Annotated in this window: 19 protein-coding genes; 17 read left to right on the plus strand and 2 right to left on the minus strand. The window is 64.6% G+C overall.

Annotation, left to right across the window (positions count from 1 at the left end):
• Positions 1–3 precede the first annotated feature (3 nt).
• The 17 genes from ACYQOP_RS00945 (at position 4) to ACYQOP_RS01025 (ending at position 8,276) form a co-directional block, all read left to right on the plus strand.
• On the plus strand, positions 4–126 hold the full coding sequence (locus ACYQOP_RS00945) for a hypothetical protein (RefSeq protein WP_461220735.1): 123 nt from the start codon (positions 4–6) through the stop codon (positions 124–126).
• A gap of 17 nt (positions 127–143) precedes the next feature.
• Positions 144–431: a hypothetical protein gene (locus ACYQOP_RS00950; protein WP_461220737.1), complete on the plus strand. Its 288-nt coding sequence runs from the start codon at positions 144–146 to the stop codon at positions 429–431.
• Positions 428–706, plus strand: a complete 279-nt coding sequence (locus ACYQOP_RS00955) for a hypothetical protein (RefSeq protein WP_461220738.1) — start codon at positions 428–430, stop codon at positions 704–706. Before ACYQOP_RS00950 ends, ACYQOP_RS00955 begins: the two co-directional genes overlap by 4 nt.
• Complete coding sequence (locus tag ACYQOP_RS00960) at positions 703–1,092, plus strand: HNH endonuclease signature motif containing protein (protein WP_461220740.1); 390 nt, start codon at positions 703–705, stop codon at positions 1,090–1,092. The genes ACYQOP_RS00955 and ACYQOP_RS00960 overlap by 4 nt, the downstream gene beginning before the upstream one ends.
• A 1-nt stretch (position 1,093) precedes the next feature.
• Positions 1,094–1,447 carry a helix-turn-helix domain-containing protein gene (locus tag ACYQOP_RS00965; protein WP_461220741.1) on the plus strand — a complete coding sequence of 118 codons (354 nt, stop codon included), beginning with the start codon at positions 1,094–1,096 and terminating at the stop codon, positions 1,445–1,447.
• Entirely contained in the window at positions 1,441–1,824 is a 384-nt protein-coding gene (locus ACYQOP_RS00970; protein WP_461220743.1) for a hypothetical protein, read from the plus strand. Before ACYQOP_RS00965 ends, ACYQOP_RS00970 begins: the two co-directional genes overlap by 7 nt.
• The gene (locus ACYQOP_RS00975; protein WP_461220744.1) at positions 1,821–1,958 is read left to right on the plus strand and encodes a hypothetical protein; all 138 of its coding nucleotides are present in this window, start codon (positions 1,821–1,823) and stop codon (positions 1,956–1,958) included. The genes ACYQOP_RS00970 and ACYQOP_RS00975 overlap by 4 nt, the downstream gene beginning before the upstream one ends.
• Complete coding sequence (locus ACYQOP_RS00980; RefSeq protein WP_461220745.1) at positions 1,955–2,344, plus strand: hypothetical protein; 390 nt, start codon at positions 1,955–1,957, stop codon at positions 2,342–2,344. Before ACYQOP_RS00975 ends, ACYQOP_RS00980 begins: the two co-directional genes overlap by 4 nt.
• Entirely contained in the window at positions 2,344–3,942 is a 1,599-nt protein-coding gene (locus ACYQOP_RS00985; protein WP_461220747.1) for a DNA cytosine methyltransferase, read from the plus strand. Before ACYQOP_RS00980 ends, ACYQOP_RS00985 begins: the two co-directional genes overlap by 1 nt.
• Positions 3,939–4,475, plus strand: a complete 537-nt coding sequence (locus ACYQOP_RS00990; protein WP_461220748.1) for a hypothetical protein — start codon at positions 3,939–3,941, stop codon at positions 4,473–4,475. The genes ACYQOP_RS00985 and ACYQOP_RS00990 overlap by 4 nt, the downstream gene beginning before the upstream one ends.
• The gene (locus tag ACYQOP_RS00995; protein WP_461220749.1) at positions 4,465–5,025 is read left to right on the plus strand and encodes a hypothetical protein; all 561 of its coding nucleotides are present in this window, start codon (positions 4,465–4,467) and stop codon (positions 5,023–5,025) included. Before ACYQOP_RS00990 ends, ACYQOP_RS00995 begins: the two co-directional genes overlap by 11 nt.
• On the plus strand, positions 5,022–5,237 hold the full coding sequence (locus ACYQOP_RS01000) for a hypothetical protein (protein ID WP_461220750.1): 216 nt from the start codon (positions 5,022–5,024) through the stop codon (positions 5,235–5,237). Before ACYQOP_RS00995 ends, ACYQOP_RS01000 begins: the two co-directional genes overlap by 4 nt.
• On the plus strand, positions 5,224–5,763 hold the full coding sequence (locus ACYQOP_RS01005; protein ID WP_461220751.1) for a hypothetical protein: 540 nt from the start codon (positions 5,224–5,226) through the stop codon (positions 5,761–5,763). Before ACYQOP_RS01000 ends, ACYQOP_RS01005 begins: the two co-directional genes overlap by 14 nt.
• Entirely contained in the window at positions 5,763–6,083 is a 321-nt protein-coding gene (locus tag ACYQOP_RS01010; RefSeq protein WP_461220752.1) for an HhH-GDP family DNA glycosylase, read from the plus strand. Before ACYQOP_RS01005 ends, ACYQOP_RS01010 begins: the two co-directional genes overlap by 1 nt.
• Positions 6,076–6,288, plus strand: a complete 213-nt coding sequence (locus ACYQOP_RS01015; RefSeq protein ID WP_461220754.1) for a hypothetical protein — start codon at positions 6,076–6,078, stop codon at positions 6,286–6,288. Before ACYQOP_RS01010 ends, ACYQOP_RS01015 begins: the two co-directional genes overlap by 8 nt.
• A complete protein-coding gene (locus tag ACYQOP_RS01020; RefSeq protein ID WP_461220756.1) occupies positions 6,275–6,805 on the plus strand; it encodes a GIY-YIG nuclease family protein in 531 nt (176 codons plus the stop codon). Before ACYQOP_RS01015 ends, ACYQOP_RS01020 begins: the two co-directional genes overlap by 14 nt.
• Positions 6,806–6,992: 187 nt before the next feature.
• Complete coding sequence (locus ACYQOP_RS01025; RefSeq protein WP_461220759.1) at positions 6,993–8,276, plus strand: tyrosine-type recombinase/integrase; 1,284 nt, start codon at positions 6,993–6,995, stop codon at positions 8,274–8,276.
• Positions 8,277–9,292: 1,016 nt separating this feature from the next.
• On the opposite strand, the gene ACYQOP_RS01030 is transcribed toward ACYQOP_RS01025, so the two are convergent.
• Together ACYQOP_RS01030 and ACYQOP_RS01035 are read right to left on the minus strand one after the other, a co-directional pair.
• Positions 9,293–9,931, minus strand: a complete 639-nt coding sequence (locus ACYQOP_RS01030; protein ID WP_461220760.1) for an HAD hydrolase-like protein — start codon at positions 9,929–9,931, stop codon at positions 9,293–9,295.
• A gap of 134 nt (positions 9,932–10,065) precedes the next feature.
• Positions 10,066–11,157 carry an alkene reductase gene (locus tag ACYQOP_RS01035; RefSeq protein ID WP_461220761.1) on the minus strand — a complete coding sequence of 364 codons (1,092 nt, stop codon included), beginning with the start codon at positions 11,155–11,157 and terminating at the stop codon, positions 10,066–10,068.
• Positions 11,158–11,183 lie beyond the last annotated feature (26 nt).

Raw genomic sequence — 11,183 nt, forward strand, 5'->3', positions numbered from 1 at the left:
GCCATGGCTGCGCATCACGATGCCGCCCCGTTCGACATGAGCGCTCTCGCAGTCCTCGCCGTGGCCATCTTCGTCTTGGTCGGCGTGCCGGCCGGCTCGCTCTGGCTCTGGAGCGTGTGGTCATGACCGCAGAGCATCCGATCATGACGCTGTTCATGGCCGAGGCCGAGAGCGGCAAGGCGACAACCCGGTCCCTGGCGGTCCTGTACGCGCTGATCATCGCCGGCGGTGACCACGTGCTTGGCGGAGACTGGCGCCGGGTCAACGAGGCGGTGAACTCTGCCCTCGGCTTTGACCTGAAATGCGCCGCCGACGTGCGCCGAGTTGATCGCTTTCGGAAGTTGGCTTGGGCCATCCACGACGCGGCCGGGGAACGTCAGACGGTCGTCTGGCCGGTAACGAGCCACCGGGCTCCGGAGGCGGTGCAATGAGCATCACCCTGGCAGCCGAGTTCGGCCTCCGTGATGACGGCAAGGCCTGGATCACCATCAAGGCGAAGGACACCGAGGAGGCGACCTTCATCTGGCCCGGTGGTGTGAAGCGCGCGAGCGCTGTCGCTCAGGCGATCAACGCTATCGGCAAGGCTGAGGCTGCGCTGAAGGCGGCCCGGAAGGACTGCCGGGATCCCGGCACGGATTCGGCGCTCTCCACTAAGGCGGGCGAGCTTCTCGACGAGGCGCTGATGGCGCTCGGGGTGAAGCAATGAGTGGCAGCCGCACTGAGTTCTCTAAGGCCGTCCGCCGCGCTGCATGGGCCCGTGCCGGCGGCGAGTGCGAGAGGATTCTGGAAGGTGGCATCCGCTGTGGTTGCCCGCTCACCCCCGGCAAGCACGCCTACGACCACGTCATCCCCGATCAGATGGGCGGAGAGCCGACGCTGGAGAATTGCCAGTGCCTTTGCTCCCCGTGCCACACGGAAAAGACCCGGCAGGACGTCGCCGACATCGCCAAGGCGAAGCGCCGCCAGGACAATCACCTCGGCATCCGCCCGCCCACTCGGCTTCAGGGCCGCGGCTTCCAGAAGTTCGCACCGCAGCGCTCGGCCACTCGCAGCTGCCCGAAAACCGAAATCGCCTACAAGAGGGACCGCTGATATGACGAGCCTCGTCAACTCTGGCGACCGCGAGGTCGGTCGCCTGATCGCCCACCATCGGAAGCGCAAGGGCATCCTGCAGCGCGAGCTCGCCGCCAAGATCGGCGTCTGCCACGCGCGCATCAGCCGGTACGAGCGCGGCCACGAGTTCGTGTCGCTCGAGCGGCGGGCCGCCATCGCCACAGCGCTCGCCCTCGACCCGCAGACCTTCGCGGATCCCATGCTCGAGGAGGTGACGCCCGACGAGCGCGACCTGCTCTCGGCCTATCGGCGGATCCATGAGGCGAAGGGTAAGACCAGCGTCCTCCGCGTCATGGCGGCAATCGAATCCGCCCACGGAGCCCCGGCATGTTGAGCGGGCCCGACCTTTCCGGCTTCGATCTCGCGGCGCTCGCTGCTGGCCTCGAAGCATCCGCGCTCCGCCAGGACCGCAGCCGACGCCTCGCCAGCAGCATTGGCGTCCCATCGGACTGCCCTGAGACCACCAAGGCGGTTGCGGCGATCGATGCGGATGCGGCCGCCACGGCAGAGGCCTGCCGCCTGGTGTCCCTGCTCCGGCGCTTCGCTGCGGACGAGGGGCACGCCCGGCCGAGCGCCGTGGTCACGCAGCTGCGGGTCGTTCCGCGGCAAGCCCGGCGCCCCAGCTTGCTGGCCCGCGCCTTCGCCGTTCTGACGCGACCGAACAGTCAGCCCGAGGCGCAGGAACGGTCACCAGCGAGGGCGCGCTCATGACCCGCCTTTCCCGCCGCTTCCGCAGGTTCGTGGCCATCCCCACGCTGCCCTTCCTCCGTCTGACCGAACTTGCTGGCGAAGCCGCCGGCCTCGCCTTTGACCGCCTCTCTGATTGGGCTGGAGACCGAGCATGACCCCCCCCTCCCTCACCAACCCGAACCCGAAGCGCGAGGCGAAACTAACCCTAGAGCAGGCCTATGATGCCGGCTTCCAGGCGTCCGGCGAAGGCTGGAACGGCGAGTATCCTGAGCGCGATTGGCAGGCTGATCTGGCCTACTTAAAGCACCGCTCTGACGCTCTCGCCGCCCTCTCTGCCGCCTCCGCTCGCCCATCCCCCGCAGACCCGGTTCGGGCGGCATTGGCACCGTTCGTGACTCACTACCAGCCATGGATGGATGATTGGGCCGACGATGCGCTATGCACCGTCTTTGCACGTGTAACGTTTGGCGACCTCCGCCGTGCCCGCGCAGCCATTAACGCCCCGACCTCACCTTCCAAAAGCTCAGGGGAGGAGGCGTGATGGCTGGGCTCCGCTATGGCTCTGTCTGCTCCGGCATCGAAGCGGCCACCGTGGCGTGGCACCCGCTCGGCTGGCAGCCGCAGTTCTTCTCCGAGATCGACGCCGCGCCGCGCGCCGTGCTGTCCCACCACTATCCAGAGGTGCCGCTGCATGGCGACTTCACGACGATCCAAGACGGCCAGTACGGTACAATCGACCTTCTCGTGGGCGGAACCCCCTGTCAGTCCTTCTCGGTCGCAGGCCTCCGAGGCGGCTTGGCAGACGACCGTGGCAACCTGGCCCTCCAGTATCTTAGGCTGGCTCAGCGCCTGCGCCCCAGATGGCTGGTCTGGGAGAACGTCCCCGGCGTCCTGTCATCGAACGGAGGACGGGACTTTGGTGCCATTCTCGGGGGCATGGGCGAACTCGGGTATGGCGTCGCCTACCGAGTGCTTGACGCTCAGTACATGCGAACACTCGGATTCGAGCGAGCTGTTCCCCAGCGCCGGCGGCGTGTGTTCGTTGTCGGATATCTTGGAGACTGGCGCCGTGCCGCAGCGGTACTTTTTGAGCGCGCGAGCCTGCGCGGGGATCTTGCGCCGCGCCGAGAAGCGGGGGCGATTGCTGCCGCCAGCCTTACAGGAAGCCTTGGCCGCCGTTGCGGGCAACCCGACGGGGGAGACACCAACGGGCATCTGATCGCCGGCGTTTCGCACTCGCTGCGGGCCGAAGGTTTCGACGCTTCCGAGGACGGAACGGGCCGGGGAACGCCGATCGTCCCAATTGCCTTCGGCGGCAATGACACCCGAGGTCCGATAGACGTCGCCACAGCGCTGAGCGCCCATGGCGGCCCCTGCGGGCGAATGGACTTCGAGAGCGAAACGTTCGTGGCGCAGACGCTTCGGGCGCGGGACAGCGCCAAGGGCGTCGACAGCGATTGCACCGATGCGCTTCTGCCGATCGCCTTCGACACGACGCAGATCACCAGCGCTGCGAACCGCTGCAATCCGCAGGCGGGCGACCCGTGTCATCCGCTGGCGTCTGGCGCTCATCCGCCGGCAATCGCCTTCAACTCGCGTCAGGACCCCGATGTCACGTGGGATCGGGCCGGCTCGCTCTCGTCATCATCTCCGCAGGCCGAGGCCATCGCTTATGATCTGCGAAACGGCACGGCCGATGACGTGGCCATGTCGTTGCAGTCGGGCGGAATGGGCGAGGATCGGGGCATCTGTCCCAACGCGATCCCACACACACTGACGGGCTGGGCCGTCCGCCGTCTCACGCCCCTCGAATGCGAGCGCCTTCAGGGCTTCCCCGACGGCTACACCCTCGTCCCGACCTCGCGCGGGATGATGGCCGACGGCCCTCGCTACAAGTCGCTGGGCAACTCCATGGCCGTCAACGCGATGCGCTGGATCGGCCGGCGCATTGAAGCCGTCGAACAGCTTTCCTCTAGCATCGCGAGGGCCGCACGACTCCCACCCCAACACCACCGTGCCTGGGAGAGCGGGAGGCCGTGGCGCGGACGCAGATCCAAGACCGGATTATCGCCGCCTTCGGACAAGCGGCATGGACGGGCGACAAAGGCATCAGCATCCACGGCGGAAAGATCGCCATGAGCCATGATGGCTGGAAGGCAATTCGCCCGCTTCTTAATGAGGCTATCGAGCCCCTCCGCACCGAGAACGAAACCCTGCGGGCCGAACGGGATGCGGCGATAGCCAGGGCCGAGGAGGCGGAGCGGCTAAAGGAAACCAATCGTAAGCTCCACCGCCGAATGCAAATCGTCGAAGGGCCTATGGCGGCTCGCGTGGCGCGAGGAGAGCGGGAAGCCGCCTTCTGGTTGGAGGCTCGCAAAGAAGCTGGCCGGCGCGCGTCTTATGCGCTTTTCCGCGCCAATCGTGCCGAGACCGAGGCCGCCCGGCTCACTTCCAAACTCGCCCAGGCGGAGGGGGAGATCGCGACGATGCGGGCTGGGCTGGAAGCTATCGCAGCCCGCGATCACTGGGGTGCCATCAAAGGCCAAGAGCCTATGGGCGCCGAGATGAAACAGTTCCTAGACGGATACAACCTCGCGGCGCAATCCCGGTCCGCTCGTGCCCGAGATGCACTCGCAGCCCTCACCAACCCGGAGCCTCCCCATGGCGATTGAAGCTGAGGCGCTGCGCTCGTCGGAAGAGACGAAGGCGTCGGCATGGCGCCCGATGAAGGATGCCCCGAAAGGCTTCCCAATTGTGGCCAAGCACAAACCCAACAGCGCTATGCCGCATGGATGGATCGCCACAATCCTCCTTGGGCACGGGGACGAGGACGAGCCGGGCTCTCTCGACACAATCCTCCACTACAATGGGACTTCGATCTACGGCGTCTTTCATGGCTGTTGGGATGGCTGGATGCCATTGGAGGAGGTTGGCTCCCTCATCCACCGCTCCGCGCTAGCAGAAGACACGGCGCGCGCGGCGGAGGACGGACGGTGGCACGTCACGGCCCGCGATGGGAAGCCTCGCTACAACGGCGAGGGTGAGCAGTGGCTTCAGACGTGGTCCGAGGCGTCGGCCACCTACGACATCGCCTGCATCGACGGCGATTGGTCCTACGGCCAAGAGGTTACCCTCCTCGGCATGGACGCCTGGCGCTGGCTAGCTCCCTGGCCGGATGTGCTCGCCCCCGCCCTTCCCCTCGACAAGGAGGCCGCCCGATGACGAGGTGCGCTCACACAATGCGCGTCGGCAACCGCAACGGATCGGTGTCCTGCGGCGACTGCGGGAAGACCCTGAAGAAGGCGCCCCGGCCCCGGACGTTCACGCTGAATGGCGCGGACGCCCATCGGTTCCTGCGCACCTTCGACCCTAGTTTCCCGCTTCATCCTGACGAGAAGCCTGCCGACAAGGAGGCCGCCGATGCCAACCGCTGAGACCTTGCGCGCGCTCATTGCTCTGGTGGAGGAGGCGAAGGCTGGAAGCCGGGAGTTGGATGAGGCGATCCACGCCACAGTGCTGCCGAACGATCCGTGGTGGCAGGCCATCGTGGAGGGGCGCCGCCTCGTCGCAGCCGGCCAGGAAGACACGAAGATTGACGCCTGCAACTGCAACCTTCGGGCTGACAGTTGGGCGGTCGGCTCTCGCGTCCATTCCTACACCACCTCCATAGACGCCGCGCTCGCGCTGGTCGCCAAGGTGCTGCCGGGGCAGGAATTCACGCTTCATTCGAACGGCACGAAGTGGGCTCCCGGCGAGCCTGCCGCGCGCATTCGCTTCGAGCTTCTGACGTCGGTCGAGGAGACTGCAGCGACCCTGCCCCTCGCCATCCTGGCCGCCCTTCTACACGCCCTAGTCCAGCAATCGGGGGACGCCTCTGCCGCCCGCTCCTTCGTCGAGAAATCCGTCAAGGAGGCAGGCCATGGGGACAATCTACCGCCCGCAGAAGGAGGTCGAGGCTGATGCCAGCATTCACCGCCTACATCGACCGAGACACGAACCGGAAGGTCACCGTGGTAGCAGCGACCGCCGCGCACGCTAGACAGTACGCAACATCCCGATACGGCAAAGTCGTGAAGCTGAAGGCTGCGCCGAACATGGAGCCTCCGCCCTTCACGGAAGCGGACGCCTCCAGGTTGCGCGATCTCCAATCCGGCATCGGCCTCCGCAAGCAGAAGATCCGGCGGCTACGTGCGCTCGGCTTGATCGATGAGGTTCACGGCCTCACCCCCGCCGGCCGCTCTGCCCTTTCGACCACAACGAAGGGAGAGGGGGATGAGTGAGGTGAAGCTGACGAAGGCTGCGCGTCTAGCCTTATCGAAGGTGCCCGACGAATGGGATGCCTACCCATCCACTAGGGCGTGGCGGATCAAGTTCGAAAGGCTCGGCCTCATTGAAGGAGCGCGCCTCGGCATGTTCCGCCGCACCGACCTCGGCCGCTCCGCTCTCGCTCCCGAAATAAAGGAGGCGAACCGTGGCGAAGGCTAGGAGCTACCTCTACGTCATCGGCGAGGACGGCAACTCCGACGAGGTGAAGATCGGCCGGTCCATCAATCCGGTGGGACGCCGCTCGACGCTGCAGGTTGGGCGCGGCCGGAAGCTGAAGGTGCATGGCTACTGGCCCGTGCCCTTTGATGATGCCGTGGCCCTGGAAGCTGCAGCCCACGCCGCGCTTCACGAGGTGCGGGTCAAGGGCGAGGTGTTCGCCGTCAGCCCGGAACTCGCCTGCGCCTTCGTTGAGCACATTGCTCAGCACGGTGCGGCGGATGACTTCCTGCGCCTTGGGCTCGCAAAAGACCGGGCAGAGCGCCGATGGAACGCCTTTTCAGACGCGCCTAGCTCCAGCGGCCGATGGGCCAAGCCTGAAATGGTCGCCGCGCTGGAGGCGGCCGAGGCCGAGATGAAGCGCCTCGACGACGAATTCTTCGCCATGGATCGCGCTCGGGCCGACAAGATCGACCCTAGCCGGCACTGGCTCGACAAGCTTGATCAGGAGGTGACGTGATGACCCAGCAAGTCAGCGCATCTCGGCTCGTCGAGGAATTCGGCTTCACGGAGCGGCACTGGATCAGGCGGGCCGCCGCGGGCCGGGTACCAGGCGCTCGACAGCCTTTCGGCCCTGGATCAAGTTGGGTGTTCGACCTTCGGGCCGTGCGTCAGTGGTGGGATGCTTCGACGAGGACGGTACCGGAATGGCCGACATCTATCTCAGGGGCAAGACGTGGTGGGGGCGGGTCCAGAAAAACGGCCAAGACCTCCGCGAGTCCATGCGAACAAGATCTGAAAGCGTTGCTCGCGACCGTCTTAGGATCTGGCTCAACGACCTCGAAGCCCAGGCGTGGGGCGGGAAGCCGAGGCTGACGGTGAACGCTGTGATCGCCGCTTTCATCAAAGAGCATGGCCCGAACCTGCGACCCAACACGCTGCGCCGGTATGGCGTGTCGATCACATGGCTCAACCAACACTTCGGCTCACGCCTGCTTCTCGACCTGAAGCCGAAAGACCTGAAGGATTTCGAGACGGCCCGCCGGACCATGGGGACGTCGGCACCAACCGTGCGCCGGGATCTGGCCTGCCTATCGACCATCTTCGGCTTCGCCATCGAGAACGAGTGGGCTGACGCGAACCCGGTGACGCCCTTCATCAAGCAGCGGTCCCGCCGCGGCCTGAGCGAGAGCCCGCCGCGGACGCGTTACCTGACGCGGGCGGAGGAAGCTCGTTTGATGGAAAGCGCCCTACCCTACGTTCGGGACGCCATGACGTTCGCTATCTACACCGGCCTGCGTATGGAGGAGCAGTTCTCGCTCACCTGGTCGCAGATCGACCTCGCGAGGAATCAGATCGTTGTCTCTGCCGAGACGGCCAAGGGCAAGAGAGAGCGGACGGTCATCATGCTGGCGCCGGCCGTTGCGGTGCTCAAGACGATGCCCCGTCACCTAACGAGCCCCTACGTCTTTCATCACGGGGCAACGACCACCCGCCGTGGCGCGCTGCGAGCGGTAGCTGTCGCCACCGGCACCGACAACGATGGCGACCGGTTCAACCACCTCGACCGTGGGATGAAGCGGGCGGCCGAGCGGGCGAAGGTTAAAGCTCTCCGCTGGCATGATCTCCGGCGGACCCACGGGTGCCGACTCCTTCAAGAGGAGAAGTGGCCGATGGAGATGGTGCGCGATCAGCTCGGGCACCGTAGCGTCGTCCAGACCGAGCGCGCTTATGCGTTTCTGGAAGTCGAGGACCGCCGCGAGCGTGCGCACCCTGTCCGCACAGTTCCCGGCACAGGTTTTTCCGTAGAGGTCGACGCCGCAACGGGCCAACCGATCATTGCACAATTGCCGGCACAGGGGCGGCGGTCTGACCTGAAAAAGTCAAACGGTGGAAAGGCTTATAACATGCGTGGGCTGTCTTTTGGTACCGCCATTCGGAGGTTCGAATCCTCCCGCCCTAGCCATCCACGCAAATGGGCCAGCTCGTGAGCGCCTGATGGGCGCCACTTGAGCTTAGGTGATACGTCTTCCACGTCGAAGGACGACATTTACTCAACAAAACCAAGCCCCATGGGAAGCCGAGCCGGTCAAACTGGTGCTCAAGGCGCGATGCTTTGGCCATCAGCGGCCAAGACTGACTGCTGTCGTCGGCAGCCATCCTTTCGGTCCGCTGACTCCAATTGAGTTTCGAGCCACATCAAGCGGTTACTCGATCATGGAAAGCCGAGGGCGTGCACGGGGCACAGCAGACCTAGGCTCAAGTCCTATGAGAGACTTTAATCCTGTAGGAAAGATATTTCGTATTAATCGACATTAAAACTGGAATTTTTCTGCTTTGAATAGCATTTTAATGCGGCTAGGGATGAATTGCTTCGCCAGCCAACGAAACCGATTTGTGAGTTCACCATGGTACCAGCTGCTTTTACAGCCGGCCTCGGAGTCGGCCTTTCCTTTCTTTTGGGCCCGAATATCGGGGCTATCGCCCTGGTTCCCGTCCTCGTTCTCTGCGTCGTCCGCCTTTTCGGGGAAAAGGTTCTGCGGATGATGGAGGACTGAGAGAGCGACGGGATATCATCTCGTGGTCATTCGGAAATACTGAGACCGCCAGCGCGTCGCGAGTGGGTGCTGTGTGACACGTCTCGCCTTTGAAGGCCGAACACGTCACCCCCAAGCGTCCTCGGAATGTCGAAGACGAGTAATGACTTCCGAGACGATCATGGACGCCGCGTACTGATCCTCGATGCGAGAGGCGTTTTTCAGCCCGTCGATCAGACCGTTGATCGTTCGCCCACCGGGCAAAGTACACCGCCGCATGTTTTGCCCGCCTGCACCGGGATCGTCCCGATTCGACGGATGAGCTGGTCGCTCAGCGGCCATTGCCGAGATCCGTGGCAACAGAGGGTGTCGGTTTCTCGGGTGTTGCTCCGGCTTTGGGCTATGCATCGGGACGACTTCCCTGAAGACATCCTCACACCCAGCAAGTTCGATGCCGGTGAGGGGTATCGTCAGGCCGGCGCCGTTCCTATCGTCTCCACGATATCGGCGGGGTGTCGAAAAACCATGTCGGGGCGAGCGGTTACCAGCGCGTCTCCTCGCGTATACCCCCAGGTCACGGCTCCAAAATCGCAGGACGCGGCTTTGGCCGCATCGTGATCCCGCAATTCGTCGCCAATATAGATGGCACCGCCAAGCGATCCCTCCCTTCGCATCACTGCGTTCAGGCGCTTGGCCTTACCGAACATCGAGGCGCCGCAGGCGTAATGCCGGAAGCGTAGGGCGCAGGGTCCGAGGACATGCCGGACATTGGCTTCGCTGTTCGAACTGACGATGGCGAGGGTGACGCCTGCTTCGTCGAGGTTGCAGAGCATGTCCCGTATCCCGGGAAACAGCGAGATCGTGGCGATGTCGCGCGACGCGAGTCCGTGCATGTGCCGCGTGATGAACGGCAACTTCCAGGGCGATACGTCGAGCTCACGAATGAGGGCGCGGGCCGAAAGACCCCGTAGCGCATCGGTCTCGGCCGGATCGATCTGCCGGAAACGATAGCGAACAGCGACGTCGTTGATAACGCTGCAGAACCACGTGAACGTGTCGGCAAGCGTCCCGTCGAAGTCAAAGATGGCAAGCTTGTAGGATGTGCGCATCACGCCGGTGGGTCGCCCGTTATGGTTCAGCTCCCCTGAGGAAAAGGAACCTCATGCGGCCCCGAAGCCGGCGCCACGCAGTAATGCGGACAGACCTCGATGAGTCGAACCCATCGAGGTCTAGAAGGACCGCGTCAGGCCGCCTTCGACGCGGTGCGCGTCGGGTAGTCGATATACCCTTCCGGTCCCTGGCTGTACCAGGTCGATTGCTCGTCCTTGTTGAGCGGCACATGCTCCGCGATCCGCTCGACGAGATCGGGGTTGGCGATGAACGGCCGGCCGAACGCGATGGCGTCGGCCTTGCCCTCGGCGAGGGCGGCCTCGGCGGCGGCCGGATCGTAATCCGAATTGAGGATCAGCGGGCCGCCGAAAGCCTTCCGCATCACGGGCGCGACCGGCGGATGGTTCGGCTTGCCGAAGGTCCCGTTCGGGCCGGGTTCGCGCAGTTCGAGGAAAGCGATACCGATCTTGCCGAGCGCGGCAGCAGCGGCCCCGAACAGAGCGTCCGGATTCGAATCGTCCACGCCTTGGATCTCGCCGTTCGGTGACAGGCGCACGCCCGTGCGGTCCTTCCCGATGGCGTCGGCCACGGTCTGGGTGACCTCCGTCAGCAGGCGGATGCGGTTCTCGACAGAGCCGCCATAGCGGTCATCGCGGTGATTGCTGTTGTCACGCAGGAACTGGTCGATGAGGTAGCCATTCGCCCCGTGGATCTGCACGCCATCGAACCCGGCCGCGATGGCATTACGCGCGGCGCGGTCATAATCGGCGAGGAGACGCGGAATCTCCTCGATCGGCAGGGCACGCGCCTGGGCGTAGGGCTTCTTGCCCTCGTAGGTATGGGCGTGGTCCGGCGCAGTAGTGGCGGAAGACGAGATCGGCGCCTTCCCGCCATTGAAGCTCGGATGCACGATGCGGCCCATATGCCAGAGCTGGCAGACGATTCGGCCTCCGGCCTCGTGAACTGCCTTCACGACGGGCTTCCAGGCTTCGACCTGCTCGTCAGACCAGATACCTGGCGCGAAGGGCCAACCGAGCCCTTCCTGGCTAATGCCCGTCGCCTCGGTGAGGATCACGCCCGCGCTCGCCCGCTGCCTGTAATAATCGACCATGATCGGGGTGGGTACATGCTCCCTCGTGGCACGGGCACGGGTGAGCGGCGCCATGAAGATGCGGTTCTTCGAGTCGATCGCGCCGATGCGGATCGGATCGTGCATTGAGGGCATGAAGATCTCTCGTCAGACTACGACAA

The sequence above is a fragment of the Methylobacterium sp. CM6247 genome (assembly GCF_054817925.1).